The sequence below is a fragment of the Phnomibacter ginsenosidimutans genome, from assembly GCF_009740285.1.
Classification (GTDB): Bacteria; Bacteroidota; Bacteroidia; order Chitinophagales; family Chitinophagaceae; genus Phnomibacter; species Phnomibacter ginsenosidimutans.
This window is the reverse complement of record NZ_CP046566.1, coordinates 2,671,257-2,694,294: the sequence shown is the minus strand read 5'-3', so window position 1 is coordinate 2,694,294 and position 23,038 is coordinate 2,671,257. Positions and strand designations below refer to the sequence as shown.

At 45.3% G+C, this 23,038-nt stretch carries 13 protein-coding genes and 1 pseudogene; 13 read left to right on the top strand and 1 reads right to left on the bottom strand.

What is annotated here, in order from left to right; translation table 11 throughout:
• The first annotated feature begins 40 nt into the window (after window positions 1–40).
• The 3 genes and pseudogenes from glmM (at window position 41) to GLV81_RS11655 (ending at window position 4,262) form a co-directional block, all read left to right on the top strand.
• Window positions 41–1,420 (top strand): phosphoglucosamine mutase, encoded by a 1,380-nt coding sequence (gene glmM / locus GLV81_RS11665; protein WP_157479018.1) that lies wholly within the window; start codon window positions 41–43, stop codon window positions 1,418–1,420.
• 99 nt (window positions 1,421–1,519) lie between these two features.
• Window positions 1,520–2,962: a M20/M25/M40 family metallo-hydrolase gene (locus tag GLV81_RS11660; RefSeq protein ID WP_197428259.1), complete on the top strand. Its 1,443-nt coding sequence runs from the start codon at window positions 1,520–1,522 to the stop codon at window positions 2,960–2,962.
• A 173-nt stretch (window positions 2,963–3,135) separates the two neighbouring features.
• Window positions 3,136–4,262 (top strand): annotated as a pseudogene (locus GLV81_RS11655) (cysteine desulfurase family protein).
• A 182-nt stretch (window positions 4,263–4,444) separates the two neighbouring features.
• Here the strand turns inward: GLV81_RS11655 and GLV81_RS11650 are convergent.
• Window positions 4,445–5,503: a tryptophan 2,3-dioxygenase gene (locus GLV81_RS11650; RefSeq protein ID WP_157479016.1), complete on the bottom strand. Its 1,059-nt coding sequence runs from the start codon at window positions 5,501–5,503 to the stop codon at window positions 4,445–4,447.
• A gap of 129 nt (window positions 5,504–5,632) precedes the next feature.
• Between GLV81_RS11650 and GLV81_RS11645 the strand changes: the two genes are divergently transcribed.
• From GLV81_RS11645 to GLV81_RS11600, 10 genes are all read left to right on the top strand, one after another.
• Window positions 5,633–7,003 (top strand): alpha-amylase family glycosyl hydrolase, encoded by a 1,371-nt coding sequence (locus GLV81_RS11645; RefSeq protein WP_157479015.1) that lies wholly within the window; start codon window positions 5,633–5,635, stop codon window positions 7,001–7,003.
• A 384-nt stretch (window positions 7,004–7,387) separates the two neighbouring features.
• A complete protein-coding gene (locus GLV81_RS11640; RefSeq protein WP_157479014.1) occupies window positions 7,388–10,306 on the top strand; it encodes a sensor histidine kinase in 2,919 nt (972 codons plus the stop codon).
• Window positions 10,272–11,003: a LytR/AlgR family response regulator transcription factor gene (locus tag GLV81_RS11635; RefSeq protein WP_157479013.1), complete on the top strand. Its 732-nt coding sequence runs from the start codon at window positions 10,272–10,274 to the stop codon at window positions 11,001–11,003. Before GLV81_RS11640 ends, GLV81_RS11635 begins: the two co-directional genes overlap by 35 nt.
• Before the next feature lie 263 nt (window positions 11,004–11,266).
• The gene (locus tag GLV81_RS11630) at window positions 11,267–12,304 is read left to right on the top strand and encodes a glycoside hydrolase family 88/105 protein (RefSeq protein WP_246185958.1); all 1,038 of its coding nucleotides are present in this window, start codon (window positions 11,267–11,269) and stop codon (window positions 12,302–12,304) included.
• 396 nt (window positions 12,305–12,700) lie between these two features.
• Complete coding sequence (locus GLV81_RS11625) at window positions 12,701–14,956, top strand: fasciclin domain-containing protein (protein ID WP_157479011.1); 2,256 nt, start codon at window positions 12,701–12,703, stop codon at window positions 14,954–14,956.
• A gap of 25 nt (window positions 14,957–14,981) precedes the next feature.
• The gene (locus GLV81_RS11620; RefSeq protein ID WP_246185957.1) at window positions 14,982–18,275 is read left to right on the top strand and encodes a SusC/RagA family TonB-linked outer membrane protein; all 3,294 of its coding nucleotides are present in this window, start codon (window positions 14,982–14,984) and stop codon (window positions 18,273–18,275) included.
• Window positions 18,276–18,310: 35 nt separating this feature from the next.
• The gene (locus GLV81_RS11615) at window positions 18,311–19,819 is read left to right on the top strand and encodes a RagB/SusD family nutrient uptake outer membrane protein (RefSeq protein WP_157479010.1); all 1,509 of its coding nucleotides are present in this window, start codon (window positions 18,311–18,313) and stop codon (window positions 19,817–19,819) included.
• A gap of 12 nt (window positions 19,820–19,831) precedes the next feature.
• On the top strand, window positions 19,832–21,517 hold the full coding sequence (locus tag GLV81_RS11610; RefSeq protein ID WP_157479009.1) for a fasciclin domain-containing protein: 1,686 nt from the start codon (window positions 19,832–19,834) through the stop codon (window positions 21,515–21,517).
• A 38-nt stretch (window positions 21,518–21,555) separates the two neighbouring features.
• Window positions 21,556–22,239 (top strand): fasciclin domain-containing protein, encoded by a 684-nt coding sequence (locus GLV81_RS11605; RefSeq protein ID WP_157479008.1) that lies wholly within the window; start codon window positions 21,556–21,558, stop codon window positions 22,237–22,239.
• Complete coding sequence (locus GLV81_RS11600) at window positions 22,232–22,993, top strand: fasciclin domain-containing protein (protein WP_157479007.1); 762 nt, start codon at window positions 22,232–22,234, stop codon at window positions 22,991–22,993. The genes GLV81_RS11605 and GLV81_RS11600 overlap by 8 nt, the downstream gene beginning before the upstream one ends.
• Window positions 22,994–23,038: the final 45 nt, after the last annotated feature.

Here is a 23,038-nt window from a genome sequence, read left to right as displayed (position 1 = left end):
TGATGCTCCCCGTTTTATATTTGCCGCATATTTAATTCATATGGCACTGATCAAGTCGATTTCTGGAATCAGAGGAACGATAGGAGGAAAACCGGGCGAAGGTTTGTCGCCGGTAGATGTGGTAAAGTTTGCAGCAGCATACGGCACCTGGCTCTTGCAGCAGGGTAGCAACAACAAAGTAGTGATTGGCAGAGATGGCCGCATTAGCGGACCCATGGTGCATGGCCTGGTGGTGAACACCCTTAACGCACTGGGTATTGATGTAATTGATCTCGGACTGACAACAACACCCACGGTAGAAATGGCAGTGCCCATGGAAGGCGCAGCGGGTGGCATCATTTTGACGGCCAGCCACAACCCGAAAGAATGGAATGCGTTGAAACTGCTCAACGAAAAAGGAGAGTTTATTTCTGGTGACGATGGAGCAGCCTTGCTGGCCATCGCCGAGCAGGAATCCTTTCAGTTTGTACCCGTTACCAAGTTGGGCAGCACCCGCAGCACCGACGAGTATTTGCAAAAGCACATCGATGCCATTCTTACTTACGATTTGGTAGATGTAGCGGCCATTAAAGCCCGTGGATTTAAGGTAGTTGTTGATGCCATCAACAGCAGTGGCGCTGTGTATGTGCCAGCCTTGCTGAAAGCATTGGGTGTAGAAGAGATTGTTGTGTTGAATGAAGAAGTGAACGGACAATTTGCACACAACCCAGAGCCTTTGCCCGAGCACCTCAACGAAATCAGCACCACGGTGGTAAAACAAAAAGCCGACCTCGGTATTGTGGTTGATCCCGATGTAGACCGACTTTGTTTTGTGTGCGAAGATGGCAGCATGTTTGGCGAAGAGTACACGCTGGTTGCGGTGGCCGATTACATCCTGAGCAAACGCAAGGGCAACACCGTGAGCAACATGAGCAGCACCAAGGCCTTGAAAGAATTGACACTGAAACATGGTGGCCAGTACTTTCCCAGTGCGGTGGGCGAAGTAAATGTGGTGAAGAAAATGAAGGCAGAAAATGCGGTGATTGGTGGCGAAGGTAATGGTGGCATCATAGTGCCCGATTTCCATTATGGCCGCGATGCATTGATTGGAATTGCCCTTTTTCTCAGCCATTTGGCACACAGCAAAAAGACCATCAGTGGTTTGCGCAAAACCTATCCCGATTATTTCATTAGTAAAAACAAAATCGAACTCGACCCAACGCTGAATGTGCGGGAGATTTTCGAAAAGATTAAAACCAAATACAAGGCTCAGCCCATCAATACCGAAGATGGTTTAAAAATTGAATTCGACAATGATTGGGTGCATTTGCGTACCAGCAATACCGAGCCCATTATTCGCATTTACAGCGAAAGCGATTTGGAAAGCAAGGCCAACAACATTGCGCATCGCATCATTGCTGATATCAAAGAACTCATGTAATTCTTTACCTGATGATAGAAGCCACTCACAAGAGTGGCTTTTTTTGTATGGTGGATGCGCTTAACTTGTTGCCGTAGTTTTTACTTAACCAAAACAGGTATGAAAAAAATATTACTGGTACTAGGTATTGTGGTACTGGCCTTGGCCGCTGTTGTGGTAGTTAATACCCTTCGTTTCCCCACAGCCACGCAATCCAAATCGGAACCACTACCGGCCCTGCCCGATAGTGCGGTGCAGCATTTTCAACAGGCGTTGCAGCTGCCCACCATTTCGTGGGGGCTCGATAAACCCATTGATACCGCAGCTTTCCGGGGTTTCAATCAGTTTTTGCAAACAGCCTATCCACGCATCAGCAGCCAGCTGAGCCGTCAGGCGTTTGGCGAGTTTTCTTACCTCTACCATTGGAAAGGCAGCGACAGCACTTTGCCACCCATTGTACTCATGGGCCACTACGATGTAGTGCCGGTAGAAGCAGTGGCCGAAAAAATGTGGCGGCAAAAACCTTTCAGCGGCGCATTGGTGGGCGATACGGTGTGGGGCCGTGGTGCTGTAGATGACAAAGGCGCCGTGATTGCCATTTTAGAATCAGTTGAAAACTTGCTGCGCAATGGTTTTGTGCCTAAACGTAGTTTGTATTTATGCTTCGGTCACGATGAAGAAATTGGTGGCACCCGTGGTGCTTCCAAAATTGCGGCGTGGATGAAGGCGCAAAACATCAAAGCACATTTTGTGCTCGATGAAGGCGGAATGATTAAGGTGGATGAAAAGATTGCCAGCCAACCTTTGGGTGTGATTGGCATTCAGGAAAAAGGCTATGCCTCATACAAATTGCAGGTAGAGTTGCCCGGTGGCCATTCTTCGCAACCAGCTCCTGAAACCGCCATCGATATTTTAGCGAAGGCACTCGCCAAACTCCGCGAAAAACCAACGCCTGCCAACATGCCTGAAGCCACGCAAGAGTTTTTGCATGCTACCGCTACCGCCAGCAATTCGTTTGCTACCCGCATGGCAGTGGCCAATCAGTGGTTGTTGGGTTCTGTGCTCAATAGCCAGCTGAGCAAAGACCGCCAAACCAGCGCCATGATACGTACTACACTGGTACCAACCATTGTAGATGCTGGTGTAAAAGACAATGTGATTCCAACAGTAGCTACAGCCGTAGTCAACAGCCGTATCATTCCTGGTGAAACACCCGAAACGGTGAAAGAATACATCCGCAAAACCATCAACGATGATCGGGTGCAAATAAGCGGCTATGATGAAAACTGGTGGGCACCCAGCGGCAAAACCAATACCAATGGTGTGGCCTACAAAGCAGTAACGGGTTCACTCAAAAAAGTAATCGACAATCCTGTGCCGGCACCTTATTTGGTGATTGGTGCTACAGATAGCCGCTACTTCAGACCCATCTCTTCTGAAGTGATGAATTTTTCGGCCAGCACTTTTATGGAAGGCTATCATGGCATTGATGAACGCTTACCCGTTAGCGAATACCGCCGCATGATTGCATTTATGACACACCTCATTAAAGACAGTCAGTAAGCTGCTGCGTAGTACAGTATTGTTCAACAATTCATCATCAACCTCAACAATTCATCAATGCATTTGCAAGATGATTCGATGTTGTTGAATATTCTTTGTTCCATTAAAAGGCAGGCCTGTACACCGCAGGCCTGCCTTATTTTTGCGCTTTGGCCCACTAGAAAAAATCTTGCATGAATCGTATTTATTTCGACAACGCCGCCACCACCGCACTCGACCCTCAGGTGCTCGAAGCCATGATGCCTTACCTCACCGAAAAGTTCGGCAATCCGTCTTCCATTTACAGCTATGGCCGCGAAAGCCGACTGGCTATTGAGAATGCCCGAAAGTCAGTAGCAAAAATTCTGGGGGCACATCCTGCCGAAATCTTTTTACCAGTGGTGGTACCGAAGCCAGCAACACAGCCATTACCGCAGCCGTTCGTGATTTGGGTTGCACTCACATTATCACCTCTTCCATTGAGCACCATGCTACGTTGCATACGGTTGAGTATTTACACAAGCAAGGCGAAGCCGCCCTCAGCTTTGTAAAATTGCTGCCTGATGGACATATTGATATGGAGCATTTGGAACAATTGCTGGCGCAGAGCGAAGACAAATGTTTGGTAACCCTCATGCATGCCAATAATGAAATTGGCAACATGCTCGACATACATGCAGTGGGAGAGTTGTGCAAATTGTATGGTGCCATTTTTCACAGCGATACGGTGCAAACTGTTGGCCATTTTCCTTTTGACCTGCGCAATACACCCGTGCATTTTATCACCGGCGCAGGGCACAAGTTTCACGGGCCAAAAGGTGTGGGCATATTGTACATCAACGAGAATGTAAAAATTCAACCTTATATACACGGCGGCAGTCAGGAACGCAACATGCGGGCCGGTACCGAAAACCTGTATGGTATTGTGGGTTTTGCCAAAGCACTCGAATTGGCGACGGCTGCTTACGAAGAAGACAGTGCCTACATCAATGCATTAAAAATGCACATGATGGAGCAGCTGCGCAAACAGGTTAAAGGCGTTCATTTCAACGGCGACCCTACCGGGGATAGCTTGTACACCGTGCTCAACGTAAGCTTTCCCAAAACAGAAAAGAGTGAGATGATACTTTTCAACCTCGACATCAACAACATTTGCGCCAGCGGCGGTAGTGCCTGCACCAGCGGCGCCGATGCAGGTAGCCATGTTATCCGTGCCATCAACAACAATCCCAATCAGGTAGCCGTGCGGTTTAGCTTTTGCAAGCACAACACCCGCGAAGAAATTGATGCGGTGGTAGCCAAGCTGAAGGAGTTGATTTAACACGGCCATTTTTATAGCACAAAGCCATGCACGATACATGCATGGCTTTGTTGTGTGATGATGTTTTGGGGCTGTCAGCTGAGGTGCAAATCCAGTCAGTTGTTCCTGCCCGCCTCACTACTCCTCGCTACGCTGCGGGGTAGTATCGTTGGTCAGGCAGCCCATCAGCAGTAGTACAGCCCTCAGCCATGTACAAAACCAATGCGTTGTTCTACCGCAGCTGGCAATTGTGGCAGCTTTCTGCGTTCAATTAAAAAGCTGGTGAGCTGGGCAAAGTCTTTGAAAATATAATGTTTGTCGGCGGCACCTTTCAGGTAGTCTTTGCCGGTACTGCCACCGGTGCCAATGCGGCTGCCAATCATGCGGTGCACCATGTTCATGTGGCGGTAGCGCCAGGTACTCAGTTGCTCATCCAGCTCCAGCACGGCGTTCATCACCTGAAACGGCAATTGCAGCAACGGATAACCTCTGTACAACATAATAAACAACGCCGCCCTGCTGGCCTTTGGCGATAACAATCGGTTAAGTGAAAGGCTGCTGTCAAAACCCATCACGTTATCAAACACCTGCAGGTTGCCCTGTTCGGCTTCCGATAAACTTTGTACCAGCAACTGGCGGTAGGCTTCCCAAAACTTACCGGCTGGTGCCGCCACAGCATCAGTCGGTGCCGGCATATCTTGCCACAAAGAGTCCTGCTCAAAAAACGGAATGCGTTCCAGCCAGTTGTTCAGCAATTGTAGCAATGTAGGTTTTCCTTCGGCATCTTTTACCATGGCCACATATTCGGGGCGAAGGGCACTGGTGTAGTAGTGTTGTCCGTGGCGTTGCTCAAAAGGCAGGCCCAGCCTGGCTTCGAGCACTTTAAACTGCCAGCTTTGAAAGCCCGAAGCAGGCCGTAGCAAATCGCGGAAGTCCAGAAAATCCATCGGCGTCATGGTTTCCATAATGTCCATTTGCTGTACCAATACTTTCATGATGGTATTTACCCGCTGCAGGCGGTGCACAATGGTTTGCAGCTCCGGCGAATTGTCGTTGATGGCTGGTTGTTCCAGAATACCCGCAACCGATTCTACTTCGTGCAGTATCTGCTTAAACCACAATTCGTAAGCCTGGTGAATGATGATGAACAGCATTTCATCATGCGCAGGATCATTGCCGGGTTGATAGCTTACCGGGTGCTGGGCTTGAAGAATATTTCCGAGAGCCAGATAATCGGCATAATACTGAGGTTGTGCAGGCATACAATCGTTTTTAGATAGTCACGAATTTGACCGCTGCAAATAAACAATATACCGCCAACCAAAACCCGCTTGAAAAATAGGCTTGTTGTTTTCAAATGTGTACATTTGACACATTAAAATTTCAACCGTATGATTGCACGATTGCTTGGAATGCTGGCGCTAGTTGCGCTGCTGGCTTCCTGTTCGGCTCCTGCTGAAAAACAACCTGATCCCACAGCTTATAAAACCGATACTGCCCGTGTAGATGGCCATCCTGCGTGGATTTTGCAGAGTAATATTTACGAAGTAAATGTTCGCCAATACACGCCAGAAGGTACGTTTAATGCTTTTGCCCAACACCTCGACCGATTGAAAGAAATGGGCGTAGAAACTTTGTGGTTCATGCCCATTCAGCCCATTAGCAAAGTAGACCGCAAAGGTGAGCTGGGCAGCTATTATGCCGTTTCTAATTACACCGCTATTAATCCGGAGTTTGGTACATTGTCCGATTGGCAGGCGCTGGTAGACAGTGCTCATGCAAAGGGTTTGAAAGTGATTATTGATTGGGTGCCCAACCATACCGGCGCCGATCATTACTGGCTCGAAAAGTATCCCGATTTTTATGAAATAGACAGCTCCACTGGCAAAGCCAAATATGCTTTCGACTGGAGTGATACCCGTTCGCTCAACTACGATAATGTAGCCCTGCAAGACAGCATGATTAATGCCATGAAGTTTTGGCTGACTACCCGTATCGATGGATTCCGTTGCGATGTGGCAGGGGAAGTGCCAAAGCCTTTCTGGGAAAAAGCGATTGCTGCGTTGAAGACCGTTAACCCCGGCATATTTATGCTCGCCGAAAGCAACGATGCATGGTTACACGAAGCGGGTTTTGATGCAACGTATACCTGGGAAGAATTCAGCACCATGAAAAAAATCGCCAAAGGTGAAGGTCCTGCAACATTGCTGGATAGTTCGCAGGCAAAACTGGCGGCTTATCAGCCCAATGCATTGCGGATGTATTTTACCAGCAACCACGATGAAAACAGCTGGAACCAGGCCGATTTTAATACTATGCCCGGTTCGGTGCATGCACCATTTGCCGTGCTGACGCAAACATGGGGTCGCAGTGTACCGCTCATTTACAGCGGTCAGGAAGAGCCCTTCCTCGATAGCATTCGTTTCTTTTATAAAGACACCATTACGTTTGGTAAATATGAAAGGGCAGCGTTTTACCAAAAGCTGCTGAACCTGCGCAAAAGCAATCCGGCATTGGCCGCCAATGCCAGCCTGCGCAAATTGGATGCGGGTACGCCGGCACAGCTGTATGCCTATGTACGTGAAAAGGAGGGCAAAAAAGTATTGGTGGTGTTGAACCTGAGTGCCAAAGCTGCCACCGTAAAACTGACAGATGCATCGGTGAATGCAGAAGCCCTCAATCTCTTTAGCGGTAGCAAAGAAAACCCTGCTGCAAAAGAGTGGGGCATTGAGCCTTGGGGTTATGCGGTATATGTGTATTAACCCATTCGGTTGGCAATAATCAAAAGGGTCGGCATGTGTCGGCCCTTTTGTTATGATACAGGCTGTGTAGCCAAGTTGGTTTCGAATTGCACATTTACAAATAGATGCTACACAATTATGAAGTAGCAGGAGTGGGTCTGACTGGCGTGGTTATTTTCGAAGTAGAAACTGTTCGCAGTCAGATCGTACCAACGATATTCTTCACCCTTTATGAAACATGACAATGGGGCTCCCATGCGTTTTGAAACACATCAAGCCCTTTGTTTACAATAACAAGCCTGAATTGATTAGGCTGTTTTCTCATCACGCCTACAGCCGGATTTTCCAGTCCGGCTCTTTTTTTTCTTACAAGCCAAGCTGCCGACCTTTGAAGCATTGAATACAATGGTTAGAAGAAGTTTCCCGTTTATGCGTACAGGTTTGCTGGTTTGTTGCTGGTTTTTAGCGTTGCTGGTGCGTGGCCAGGAGTACAATTATGTTCGGTACGACACCCGTGATGGCTTAGCTGGCTCTACTGTATACGATGTGGTGCAGGATAAAGATGGCTTTATATGGTTTGGAACAGAAAATGGATTGAGCAGGTTTGACGGCAAACATTTTAAAAACTACACCGTAAAAGATGGCCTGCCTGATAACGAAGTGCTGACCTTATTTGCCGACAGCAAGGGGCGGGTTTGGATAGGCACATTTTCGAAGCAGCTGAGTTATGTTGAAAACGGAAAAATCAGAAATGCTCAAAATGATTCGCTATTGCGAAAAATAACATGGAAGGCAAACGTGTCGCAAATGATTGAATCTAAAGAGGGTGATTTGTTTTTTTCTGATGAAAGGTTGCTGATAAAGTTGAATTATAAAAATGATTGGACCAACCTTACAAATCAAAGTCATTTGTTCGACAGGTCATTTAACAGACTTAACATACATTATTTTTTAAATGGAGAACACTTACTTATAAGGTTAGACGACTCCCTGTTCTTATTAAAAGATAATAAGCTGGAATTTTATCAGTTGGATTATGGACCCGATGTAAGACAATTTGTACAGGGAAATATTTACGCATCTGCACCCAAGGTGAAATTGCCTACAGAAAACCAAGCGATGAAGTCGACCTTTATCAATGGTAAAACTGCCTATATAAGCACTGCTACCGGAGCATGGTCGGTGGATACAAATCAATACAAACTCAAAGAACATTTTTTGCCATCAGAAGTTGTGTCTAGAGTAATGCAAGATGAAGAGGAGAATATTTGGTTTACAACAATTGGTAATGCTGTTTTTAAGTTGCCATCAACCGAAGCTAAAACCCTGCGATTAAAAGGCATTGCCCATACCCCAACCGATGAAGTTTACTCACTGGTACGTCATGCAGGAAAGCTGTATTGTGGTATGACGTTTAGCAAAGCTGTGCTATTGGATTCAGCAGACAATTTGAAAGTACTGGATGTAAAATCACAAACCCTTCAGTCGAAAAATAATCTCTCTTCCAATCGTTTGTACACTTCTTATTCAGTAAATAACTCAACTGTATTATTAGGGTACGATGCTTTTTTAGCCAAGTTGGATAACGGTAAAATATCCTACTCTGATTTGGTGGCGATTAAAAGTATAACAGCATTTGATGAAGAGCATGTACTGGTGGGCAATTTCAGTGGTGCCTATAAAGTGAGCATACGTGATTTGCGTGTGGTTGATAGTTTTTGGGACGGACGTGTCACTAAATCTATTCGTTTTAAAGGCGTCAACTATATTGGTACAACAAGTGGATTGTATGCTGTAACCGATAAAAAGAAAGTTACACACCTGGCATCAGTGCATCCCGTGCTGGGCAGAAGAATAACCGGTTTGACTTCGCTGAATGATGTACTATATGTTGCCACCAGCGATAATGGGGTAGTTGGATTTGCCAATGGCAAAATTGTAGCCAGCTATAATCAGCAAAATGGCTTGTCCAGCGACTTGTGCAAATGCATGGTAGCAGGCACAGGCAATCAATTGTGGATAGGTACCAATGCCGGTATCAATCGGGTAAAAGTTGACGGTAACAGACATACCATTATCAAATACGGCGTACTGGATGGCTTGCCTTCAGAAAACATCAATGCCTTACTGGTAGAAGATAGCATGGTGTATGTTGGTACGCCTGTAGGACTAACATATTTCAACCAGCAGAAAATAACCAGTCAATCTTTTTGCCGCTTGCAAATACTGGCTGTAAATGCTGATGTAACTGAAATAGATAATAAAGGCACTTATCGCCTTGGCTTTAAGCAAAACAAAATTGGGTTTGAGTTTACGGCCATTTCTTTTCGCTCAGCCGGCGATATCAATTATTTCTATCGGGTAAAGGGGTTGGATGAGGATTGGAAAATGACGAATGAAAACAGTATCAATTTTCCCAGTCTCCCCTCTGGGGATTATGTATTTGAAGTATACGCCATCAACAAGTTTGGTGTAAAAAGTGAAACGAAAGCTGTAAGTTTTTCTATTGCTACACCATTTTGGAAAACACCTTTATTTATTGTTGTAGTGGCTATTACATTACTTACGCTTACTGGATGGTTAGTAAACGAACGCAATAAATCGGAGAATAAGCGGTTGCAAAGGGAAAATGAAATGCAACGCAAGCTGGCGCTATTGGAGCAGCAAGCTTTACAAGCACAAATGAATCCACACTTCATTTTCAACTGCCTCAATTCTATTCAGCATTATTTTCTGAACAACGATAGCCAAAAAGCAAACAGATATCTTACTTTGTTTGCATCGTTGGTAAGGGAGACGCTTTATTTCTCAGGCCGTCAATCTGTAAGAATTTCGGAAGAGGTAAACTATTTGAAGCGATACCTGGAAATGGAGCAAATGCGTTTTGGTGAGCACTTCGTGTACAGCATATATGTCGATCCTGATTTGCAAGCCGATTTTATTGAAATGCCTGCATTGCTTTTACAGCCGTACATCGAAAATGCGATCCGTCACGGTATCCGTCATAAATCGGAGGGCGTTGGAAAATTAGAGTTGTCTTTTATTTTGGAAAACGATTATCTGTGTTGTTCAATCAAAGACAACGGCATAGGCCGTTTAAAATCGGAGGCCATGAAAGGACGGCAGCACATTGAATACCAATCTAAGGGAATGGAACTCGGCCAGAAACGAGTGGATATATTGAATGAAATTTCGGGAGGTAAACCCATCGAAATTCAGGTAATTGATGAAACGGATACGAATGGGAATGCCACAGGAACCACAGTTATTATTAAAATGCCAATGAACAATGAACAAACAGATAACGACACTATTGGTGGATGATGAGCCAGGTAGTTTGGCTACATTAGAACAGCTGATTCAAATGTATTGCCCTTCGCTTAAGGTGATTGGTAAAGCCATGAACCCTATTGAAGCAGCAGCAATGATTGAAGAGTTGCAGCCACAGTTGGTGTTTCTCGATATTGAAATGCCCTATGGCAATGCCTTTGATATGCTCGATAAAATGAATGACATTTCTTTCGAAGTAATATTTGTAACAGCGTACAATAACTATGCGTTGAAAGCTTTTCGCTATGCCGCGGCTGATTATCTGTTGAAGCCACTCAACATAGATGAATTAGTAGATGCTGTAAACCGGATTGCAGGAAGAATTGGCAACCAGGATGTCAACAGTCGCATTGGTACATTGCTGGATAATCTCAACAACAAATCGGACAAGTTTCGGAAAATCATTTTGCCCATCAATGATGGTTTTTTGGTAGAAGATGTGGAACAGATTATGTACCTCAATGCAGAAGGTAGTTATACTACCATTCATTTGGCCTCTAATAAAAAAGTGATGGTGTCAAAACTGTTGAAAGAGTTTGAAGATATGCTGCCGGAATCGGATTTCTGCCGCATTCATCATTCAACTATTATCAACATCAACTACGTCAAAAAATTTTACAAAGGCAGAGGAGGAGAAGTAGAAATGGCCAATGGAGAAATCATGTTGATTTCGACCAGAAAAAAAAAGTGATTTTCTCAGCAGGTTCAAACATTAGCCTGTTTAGCAAACCCCAATCTGAAGATTGGGGTTTTTGCTTTCAGGATGGTACAGGTTTGTTAATCCATTGAAGCCGGTAATTTGGGTCACGAATTGCTCACCGGTATTGCCGCCATCCCATTTGCTGTATGAAAATAAAATGCTTTCATTCATTACGTCTTTCAGTTACTGTCATCTTTGTTTCTTGTGTTGCCCATGTGGCTTTCGCTCAGGCATTACCCCCCAAAGCCGCGGTAATGCAAGCCATGGTAAAAGCGAATCAGTATTTCATGCAAAAATGGCCCGATGCGGGCAAGCCCATTTTCACCAACATTGAGCGACCCAGTAATATCTGGACCAGAGCCGTGTACTATGAAGGGTTGATGGCTTTGTACAACATCAAACCAGACAAGGCCTATCTCGACTATGCCATACAGTGGGGCGAAAAACACAAGTGGGGTTTACGGGGTGGTGTTGAAACCCGCAACGCCGATAATCAGGCCTGTGGGCAAACCTATCTCGACCTATACAAACTCAATCCGCAGCCAGTTCGTATGGAAGCCATCAAAGCTTCGATGGATAGAATGATGGCCAGCAATAAAGTAGACGATTGGCATTGGATTGATGCGTTGCAAATGGGTATGCCTGTGTTTGTAAAGCTGGGCAATCTCACTGGCGATACAGCTTATTTCAGAAAAATGTATGAGCTGTATGCGTTTACAAAATACCGGCATGCCGGCAATGGCTTGTACAACCCAATTGAAAAACTCTGGTGGAGAGATAAAGATTTTGCACCACCCTATAAAGAGCCCAATGGGGCCAACTGCTATTGGAGCCGTGGCAATGGCTGGGTAGTAGCAGCACTGGTGAGAACCTTGGATGAATTGCCCAAAACAGATCCTGCGTATCCTGAATATTTGCAAGACTATAAAGACATGCTGGCTGCATTGCTACCACTGCAACGGCTCGATGGTTTTTGGAACGTTAGCCTGAAAGACCATACTCATTTTGGGGGCAAGGAATTGACAGGTACAGCGCTGTTTGTGTATGGTATGGCTTACGGCATCAACAAAGGATTGATTGATAGAAAAACATATTTACCCGCAGTCATCAAAGCATGGAATGCACTTGTAAAAGACTGCATACATCCTGACGGAAAACTGGGCTATGTGCAAGGCACCGGCAAAGAACCCAAGGACGGACAACCTGTAACTTATACCAGTACCCCCGATTTTGAAGATTATGGGTTGGGCTGTTTTTTGCTCGCAGGTACAGAAGTATATAAAATGAAATAGAATGTTTGTGCCGCAATCATTGCAACCAGATTGTTGTGTATGATTTATATCATGAAATGCCTGCCGCTACAAAGGTTTTGCACAAAAAATCGACTTGCCGGCAACGTTTTCAGGACGCAACAGGATAGTTAAAGGACGCAGGTGCAAGTACTTTTATACTGCTTGTTAAAATTGTAAAACCAAAACGATTGATTTCTTACTGCTATTGAAAAACGATTGCCAATAAAGACCATTATTCCATAAACCTTTCTGCTGAAAATGACTACTGACAATTGTCTGTAGTACTAACCCAGCAACCACTTTTTTAAACCACCAGGCACATGCTTCGCCCCAGGCGAACAGGTACCGCTTTGCCATCACCTGATCTTTCTGTTTCCGATAAATACCGCATGTATCATGTATAGAAAACTCGTTACAGGTTCCATGATCGCCATGTTGCTCATTGCAGGATTTACTGCCTGCCGCAAAGAGGCATGGGATGAATACTATGGAAGACCCGATACGCTGGAGTCGCCCATTTATCAAGTGCTTCAAGCCAAAGGCAACTTCACTCACTTGCTCGCAGCTATTGATAAAGCCGGCTACAAAACCACCTTGTCTACAGCTGGCTACTGGACGCTTTTTGCACCTCACGATTCTGCCTTTCAGGTGTACTTTAAAGAAGCAGGTGTAAGCGGCGTAGCACAAATGGATTCGCTGACCTGCCAAAAAATTGTCACCTTTTGTCTGGTTTACAATGCATTTAAAAAAGACAGGGTTGATGATTTTCAGAGCAACGCCGGTTGGGTAGCCAATACCTCTTTCAAACGCCGTACGGCTAACTATACAGGCATTTATGATGCGGTAAACAAGCAGGGGCAAAGCATTAAGGCTATTGCCAGCAACAGAAATAATCTGGGCGGTATATTTTGGGTTGAAGCAGACAACAACAACAAATATGTGCCGGTATTTACCGATACTTTTTTTACCGCAAGAGCTATCCCTGCCAGCGATTACAATTACTTCTATCCCGCAGCCAGCTTTAAAGGTTTTAATGTGGCCGATGGCAATGTGGTAACACAAGATATACCTGCAGAAAATGGCGTGATACACATTGTAAACAAAGTGCTTACGCCACTGCCCAGCATAGATGAATATCTGAGCAGCAAGCCAGACTACAGTGAGTTTAAAAAGATTTTTGACAAGTACCTGGTAGATTATGTATTGAACGGCGTACTCTCTCAGCGCTATAAAAATATGACCGGCAAAACCGATGATGTGTACACCAAAGTGTACAATGGTCTGCTGGCATTTTCGCCCAACAACGAAAACTTTTTGAAAGTACAAGACAACGACGGACAGCGGGATGGCTACACCATTTTCGTTCCTAAAAATGATGTGCTGCTGGCTTATATACAAAACGTGTTGTTGGAGCATTACGCCAGCCTCGATCAAATACCTGTGAACATTTTATATGATTTTGTCAATGCTCACATGTGGCAGTCCTCAGTATGGCCCAGTAAGTTTAGCAACACCTTCAGCTACCTTGGTGAGCCAGCCCGTTTCAATCCGGTTACTGATATTGTAGAAAAGAAAATTTTGAGCAATGGCTTCTTTTATGGCACCAACAAAGTGCAGGAAGCAAATGTGTTCAGCACCGTGTATGCAAAAGCCTATCTCGATCCGAAATACAGCTACATGAACCGCTTGTTGGATCAGGATTTGAAACCGGCAGTGACCAATCCGAACTTGCAATATTGCATGCTTATGGTAAGTAACCAGGCATGGAATGATGCAGGTTATTTTGCTGATGCAACTGTCGACAACAATCCCAATTTTCAGTGGCGTTACATACCTAAAAACGGCGGTGCTCAAGTGGTAGGTTCTTCGGCATTGGTGCGGATGCTTCGCTTAATCAATCAACTGGTTATACCTGCACCATCCAACAACCTCAAAACCCTTACAGGCAGCGGCGTTGCGCAGTCTATTGGTGGTGAGTTTATACGTTGGGATAATAATCAATTGTATGCATCTGGCAGCATGGATTCTGCTGTCACTTTTGCGGCTACTGCTACAGCTACCAAGCAGGCTTCCAATGGTGTTGTGCATTACATTGATAAGCTGATTACGTTTACTGAAACCAATATTGGCTTGCACATTGCCAAGTTGGGTACACCGGTTACTTCGCAGCACAACATGTTCTGGCGGTTTTTGCAAAATTCTGCCATATACAACAAAACCACAGGCGAAATCGCTGGCTTATCAGCGGGTGTTTTTTATTCTGTTTTTGTGCCCAACAATGCGGCTATTCAAAAAGCAGTAAATGATGGATTGTTGCCCACTACCGGTGCTGTATCGGGTGGAAACAAAGTACCCAACTATGCACCAACTGTTGCATTGGATATTGAAAAAGTGAACCGTTTTATTCAGTTCCATATCCTGAATAAAAAAGCAGTTGCTACTGATGGCAATGACAGTGGTTCTTACGAAACATTACTGCGCAAAAACAACGGTGACCCAACTACCATTTTCGTGAACAACAGTGCCCCGGGCATCATGCGCCTCACGGATATGAATAATGAATATGGCAATGTGATTTTGGCCAACAGTAACTACCTGAGTAACCGTTGTGTCATTCATCTCATTGACAATTACCTGAAGTTTAATTTGTAAGACCCTCGCCAAACTTGATATACTTATGAGCAAGAGAATGTTGAACCTACTGCTGCCATTGTGTATAGCAGTGCTGGTGGCCAACCTAAGCTGGGCACAGGCTCCGGCACCGGCGCCAGCAGCTACTTCATCCAACCTGGTGAAGGGTAAGGTGATAGATGCAAAAACCAAAAAGCCGATTCAGGGGGCATCTATAACAGAAGTAGATGCCGATGGTCGTTTCATCAAAGGTGGCCTCACCGATATTGAAGGCAACTATGTGGTGAAAGTGAGCAGCCTGAAAAACAAGATTTCGATTTCTTACATCGGCTACAAAACCATTACCGAAAACATCAATGGCCGCACCACCATTAATATTTCCTTGCAAGAAGGTGAAACGGTTGACCTTGGTGAAGCTGTGGTAATTGCTACCAAACGCAGCGACAATGGTATGGTGCCCATTCCTGAAAGAAACCTTACTACTGCGGTATCTAAAGTAAGTGCCAAAGAACTTGAAGAAATGCAGGCCGCCAGTATCGACCAGGCTTTGCAAGGTCGTTTGGCAGGTGTTGATATTACGGCTTCCAGCGGCGACCCCGGTGCTGCTATGAACATCCGCATTCGTGGTACATCTACCATCAATGGCTCGGGCAATCCACTGATTGTGGTGGATGGCATGCCATACGAAACTGAAATTCCCGGCGATTTCAACTTTGGCAATGCCGATGAACAAGGCTATGCGCAGCTCCTCAATATTTCACCTGCAGACATTCGTGAAATCACGGTATTGAAAGATGCTGCTGCAACAGCCATTTGGGGTTCAAGAGCGGCCAATGGTGTACTCATCATTACCACCAAGCGTGGCGCCAAAGGCAAGCCAACCATTACCTACAACTTCAAAGGTTCTGCCAGTTTGTTGCCTGCTCCCATTCCCATGTTGGATGGTGGTCAGTACACCACGCTTATTCCTGAAGCTTTCATGAACAGGAATGGTAGTACGCTCAACTCGCAGGCTGTACGTGAGTTTAACTACGATCCCAATGATCCTTACTGGTATTACAACTACAGCAACAATACCAACTGGATAAATGAAATTTCAAGAACAGGTATGTTGCAAGACCACACCGTATCTATGACAGGTGGTGGTGAAAAAGCAAAATACTTTGCATCGGTTGGTTACTTCGGACAAACAGGTACCACCATTGGTACAGACCTGCAGCGTATCAACTCTCGTATCAACCTTGATTATACGGTATCAGACAAGATTAAATTTTTCACCAGCATCGCCTTTACACATACCGATCAGAGCCGCAACTACCTGAGCTCAAATGATGGTGCTATCCGCAACGTGGCGTATTTGAAAATGCCCAACATGAGTGTGTTTGAATACGATGAACTGGGCAATTTGTCACCCAACTATTTTTCGCCGGCGCAAAATATTCAGGGTCAGTATAGCCGCATTTACAACCCCGTAGCCATGGCCGATAAAGCCAAGTTTAGTGTGTTGGGCGAAAGAATTGTACCACGTTTTCAAATTGATTATGATATCGTGAAGCGGGTATTGAAAGCCACATTTGATGTGCAGTTCGATATCAACAATACCAAAAACAGCAGCTTCCTGCCACAAATTGCCACGGGTCGTCCTTCTACCGAAACGGTAGTGAACCGTGCTTATGATGGCGATATTGATTTGTTTACGGTGGCTACCAAAACCAGTTTGGTATACACGCCGCAAATGAAGAACAGAGATCATAACGTGATTGCATTTCTGACATTGCTCAGCAACGATTTCAAATCGGTGAATCAGGAAGTAATGGTATCGAACACACCCTCTTCATTGCTGACTGATCCCAGTGTTGGCGGCCGTACGCAAAACCAGGAACTCCGTGCTGTGTCTGGCATCAGCCAAACCCGCAGTATTGCTGGTGTACTGAGTGCTCAGTATGGTTTTAAAGACAAGTATCTGATTAACGTAACTGCACGTGGCGAAGGCAACTCACGTTTCGGTCCCGATTACCGGTATGGTTTGTTTCCATCGGTATCGCTCCGCTGGCGCCTGAGTGAAGAGTTTGGTTTGAAAAACTGGAAAGCCCTCGATGAATTGAGCTTGCGTGCCAGCTACGGCCAAAGTGGTAATGCACCCCGCAGAGATTATACTTTTTACAACACGTACAATACCTACGGCTGGAACTATCAGGGACAAAGTGGGGTAGTACCATCTAACATGGAGCTGCGCAACCTGCGTTGGGAAACGGTACATGGTAGCAACATTGGTGCCAACATCAGCCTGTGGAAAGGCCGTGTAAGAAGTGACATTGAAGTGTACCGCAACCGTACAGAAAACCTGTATTTCGATGGACTGCAAATTTCTTCGTTCTATGGTTTCAACAATGTAAACATGAACGTGGGTACGCTAGACAACCAAGGTTGGGAAGTAGCCGTATGGACCATTCCTTACAAGTCGAAGCAGTTTACTTTCGGATTTGATTTCAACCTCAGCCGCAACGCCAATATCATTCGTGAAATTTCTGAGTACTATCCAAGTCAGCGGGGCAACCTGTCTGTAAATGGTGAGTACCTCCGCATGCTGCAGGTTAACAATCCATTTGGTGCATTCTATGGTTTCCGTTTCAAAGGGGTTTATCCTGATAAGGAATCTACCGTTGCCCGAGGACAAGATGGTAAGCAAATCATTGGCCCCAATGGTCAAACCATTTACATGCGTTTCAACTACCCGTCTATTGATTATGTTTTTCAGCCTGGAGATGCCATGTATGAAGACATCAACAATGATGGCAACATCAACTACATGGATGTGGTGTACCTCGGTAATAGCAACCCCACATTGTCTGGTGGCTTTGGTCCCTCATTCACCTTTGGTAGTTCATTGCGCATTTCTGCATTCTTCAACTTCCGTTACAAATACGACGTAGTAAATGGTACGCAAATGCTGACCACCAGCATGTTCAACTTCGACAACCAGAGCACTGCAACACTACGCCGCTGGAGAAAAGAAGGTGATGTAACTGATATTCCAAGAGCAGTTATTAATGCCGGTTACAATTGGCTGGGAAGCAGCCGCTATGTAGAAGATGCATCGTTTGTTCGCTTCCGTACCATTACGGCCCGCTACACCTTCAATAAAAAAGTGTTGGGTAAGCTGAAGATGAAATCGCTGAGTGCATTTGTAACTGGCGAAAACCTCTTTACACTCACCAAGTATAAAGGTCAGGATCCGGAAGTGAGCATGCGTGGTGCCGATCCGTTCCGTGTGGCCATTGACTATACCATGACGCCACCTGCCCGCATTTTCACCCTTGGCCTGCAGGCTGGTTTCTAAAAAGGATTGTTCGGATACATTTTCAATATTCTGCCATGAAATTCATTTTAAAATATTCACTCTTGTTGTTGCTGTTGGCTTCGGCTTCTTCCTGTAAGAAGTGGCTCGAACTAAAGCCCCAGGATGGCATCATCCGCGAAGAGTTTTGGAAAACAAAAGAGCAGGTGGATGCTGCTGTTACCGGTATTTACTCCAGCATGATGGGAGGTACGGTAAGCAACAATCTGGCTGTAGAAAGAGCATTACCCGAGTACTTCTTTTTGTGGGGTGAAGCACGTGCCGATATGATAGCGCCTACTGCAAGAGCTGCTGTAGAAGAAATCGATTTTACCACCATGAACATATTGCCGCAAAACAATATTGTGAACTGGCGGTTTGTGTATCAAACCATCAACTATTGCAATACGGTTATTGAACTGGCACCGGGTGTTTTGAAACTCGATCCCACGTTTACACAGCAGCAGCTGGACAGGGCAGTAGGGCAGGCCAAAGCCATTCGGGCTCTCATGTATTTTTATTTGGTAAGAACGTTCAGAGATGTACCGCTTAAATTGACGGCAACGGTTTCTGATCAGGATTTGACACCCATTGCCAAATCACCGGCCGACTCTGTACTCAAGCAAATTGTAACAGATTTGAAAGCTGCTGAAACAGGCGTACCGGCTACCTATGGCAGTATTGGCACCGACAAAGGACGCATTACCAAATATGCAGTAAATGCGCTGCTGGCCGATGTGTATCTCTGGAAAGATGATTATGCCAATGCCATAGCAGAATGCGATAAAATCATCAACTCTGGTCAGTTTGGTTTGGTGGCCGGCGATGCAAGCTGGTTCGACAAACTGTTTGTAACAGCCGCTTCTCCAGAGCACATTTTCGCCATTCAGTTTGATGCGCAAAAAATCAACTCCTTTTACTTTATGCATGCCACTGCAGGCCGCAGATGGACAGCCGCTGCACACCTGATGGAAGCAGTGTACGGCATTGATATTGTAAATGCACCACCCAAAGTAGATATCCGCGGTGATGGTGCTTCGCTCCGTGCCGGCGACCTTACCATTTGGAAATACGTAGGCGCCAATAGCAGCAATACATTACGCAGTGCAGAGCAATCTACTGCTCCATGGACTTTTTACCGCTATGCAGAAGTATTGCTGATGAAAGCAGAAGCACTGAATGAGCAAGACAAACCACTGGAAGCATGGGAGCTGACGAAGCAGGTTCGTGAACGTTCAGGTGCCTTCGATTTCAAAGGATTGCCCGATAGCACCAGCAAGCAGGAAATGCAAACGTTCTTACTGGAAGAAAGACAACGTGAATTTGCGTTTGAGGGCAAACGTTGGTTTGATGTGCTCCGTGTAGCCAAGCGCAACAATTATCAGCGGCTCGATTTGCTGTTGGAAATGGCAGGAACCAGTGTTCCTCCGGATAAACAACAATCAGCTTTTGCCAAACTCAAAGACAAAAACAGCCACTACTTACCAATATACCTGTATGAAGTTCAAACCAACAAACTGTTGGAACAGAATCCATTCTACAAATAACAAAAGCCTGCTATGAAAAAACAATTTCTATCACTCATTCTTCTCGCAGTTTGTGGCTTTAGCATGGTATATGTGCAAAGCTGCAAAAAGGAAGAGTACACTATATCCACCACAGCGGATGTAAACATTGTGGGATATCTGGACAAGCAGCCAGATAGCTTTTCATTGTTTCGCCAGATACTGGACAGAACAGGTACTGCGGCATTCCTGAATGCCTACGGTAGCTATACCTGCTTTGCGCCAACCAACAGCGGTGTTCGTCAATACCTGAAAGATATTGGTGCAGCCTCTGTAGAAGCAGTAAACGTAGATACGCTGAAAGACCTGGTGCGATTTCACTTGTTGGAAGACACAATTTCTACCGGCACCTTTACCGATGGTAAAATGCCAGTGCCTACCATGCTGGGCCAATACCTGATTACAGGTGTTGCCAGCAAAAATGATGTATCCAGCTACTGGATTAACCGTCAGGCATTTGTGCTGCAAAGCAATGTGCGGGTAGGCAATGGTATTGTGCATGTCATTGACAATGTATTGCGTGCCGCCAAAAACAGCATTGCTGCGCAAATTGAGGGCAAACCTGAGTTCGGCATTTTTGTACAGGCATTGAAAGAAACCGGTTATTACGATTTGCTCAATACTGTACAAACCGGCACCAACCGCGACTGGATTACCGTGTTGGCAGAAACCAATCAGTCGCTGGCGGATAGTGGTATCCTCAGCTATGCCGAACTGAAAGCGAGGTATTCACAAACCGGAAACCCTGCTGATAAAAAAGATAGCCTGAACATGTATGTGCAATACCACATTTTGCCAGGGCTGAAATATTTAGCGGATGTGATTTTGAACAGTTCGCACCTCACATTGCTGCCGCAGGAAGTGGTAAGTGCCAAATTGGAAGACAATATGGTACTCATCAACGATGACATCTTCAATGGTATATATGAAAAAGGTTCTGAACTGCTGAGAGCCAGTAGTGACAACTCTGCCGCCAATGGTGTATGGCATACGGTACGTGGTCATTTCGTAGCGAAGTATCGTGCTCCGCAAGCCGTGTTTTGGGATGTAAGTTCTTTCGATGAAATCAGGAAGCTGCCACAGTTTTACAAAAAGGCCAATACCACTTTTGTAAAAGCCAATGATTTGGACAAGCCCATCAAAGACATTGACTGGGGTTACAACTCTGCAGGTACAACTATGACCTACAGTTTCAGTGCATCATCTTCCATTACCAACCGTGCTGTAAACAATGACGTGAATATTTTGCCATTAGGACCTCCGCTTCGAGCATTGTGGTGGGAGTACAAAACTCCTGTAGTAGTAAAAGGCCGCTATAAAGTTTGGGTATGCTACCGTACACAACGTCAGAGTTCATCTTCTACTTGTGTCAACAACGTACGCATCAATGGCGAACTGATGCAGCGTCAGCTCATCTTCACTGAGTTTATACCAAGTGGTACAGATGCTGAACGTGAAGCCATTGGCTGGAAGCGTTACACATCTACTGTTGATAATAACTATGCATCACGTTTGTTGGGCGTTGTAAATATTGCCACTACAGGTCGTCAGGTATTTCGTTTTGAAGCTGTGTCGGGTACACAAAACACCAACAACCTCGACATGATTCAGTTTATACCTATTGACGACAATCAGATACTGCCCCGCTTTGCACCAGATGGTACAATGGTTTGGCAATAAATAATTAGCTGTTTCTGCTGAAGCACAAATGAAAGACAATGATGAAGATGCGAACATATAAATGGCTGCTGCTGGGTGCATTGAGCATGGGCGTTGCCTGTAAAAAAGATTGGGATCAGCACAATGCTGTAACCGGAGAAGGATTGAACAAGACACTGAAAGAACTGATGTCGGGCATCAACAACCTGAGTAGGTTCGAACAATTACTGGCGCAATCTTCTTACGCCAACCTGCTGTCTTCTTCCAAAAGTTTCACGGTGTTTGCGCCCACCAATCAGGCGCTTACAGCCATCGATCCTACCATTACTAATGATACTGCCCGGCTCAATCGTTTTTTAGCGAATCACATAGCCGATTTGCGGTATTTAACAACAGACGCAACCGACACGCTTCGTGTATTGATGCTGAATGGTAAGTACAATAATTTCTACAACAACAAAGTAGAAGATGCAGGAATTACCACTGCCAATGTAATCGGCAAAAATGGCGTAATACATGTTATAGATAACATGCTGCCCAACCGCCTGAATGTGTGGGAAATTCTCACTACAACGGCACAGGTGCCTGCCAAGCAGCAAGCATTACTTTCCAAAATGGCGTACGACGGATTTGATCCTTCGCTGGCTGAGCAAATTGGTGTGGATGCAATTACTGGTCAGCCCATTTACAAGCCTGGTACTGGTATTGTAAAGCGCAATAAGTTTTGGGACAAGGGTGTATGACCTGCGCAATGAGCAAAACCAATACACCTACTTCGCTCTTGCAGACGATGCATATGATGCGGAGCTCAATAAGTACAAGCCATTTTTTGTAACAGGCACCGCTGATAGCACCAATGATTTGGCTGGTTTTACCATTGTAAAAGATTTGGCCATCCGCGGGTTGTATACACAGCAGCAATTGCCCGATACCATTGTATCAAGAGCTGGTGTAAAAGTGCCCATTGATAAATCGGCAATTGTCAGCAGCATCAAAGCCAGCAATGGTATTGTGTATGTGATGAGCAAAGCAGAAGTAGCACCGGTAGAAAAATTCAAAACCATCGTGATACAAGGAGAGAACCCCAGTGGTACCAGTCACGACCGTCGTTCCAATACTTTTTATCGGGATAGAATCAATCCGTTGACCGGCTTGCCTTACCGGGATATTCTGGTAAGTGGTCATGGTGTGGCATTGTTCAATTTGCGGTACCGCTTGAGCGAAGTGCCCTCTATGAAATTCAAAGCGTACATCGTAGCGGTCAATGATTTTCAAACGGCCACATTCACACAGCGTTTGTGCCCCGGTGCTGCCAATAGCACGGTGTTTCCGTACACCACTATTGCAGTCAACAATCCTGCAGAAGTATTGATAGGAGAGTTTACGGTAAGTAGTTTCCAAAACTTTTACGACATCTATCTGGTAGGTGCCAACAGTACTACTGCTGCGGCCAACCCGTTGTTGTGCGATTATATAAAATTGGTGCCCTCGTTGTAAGCAACAGTAGCATCAGCATTCTGAACGTTGTTTTTAATACATAGC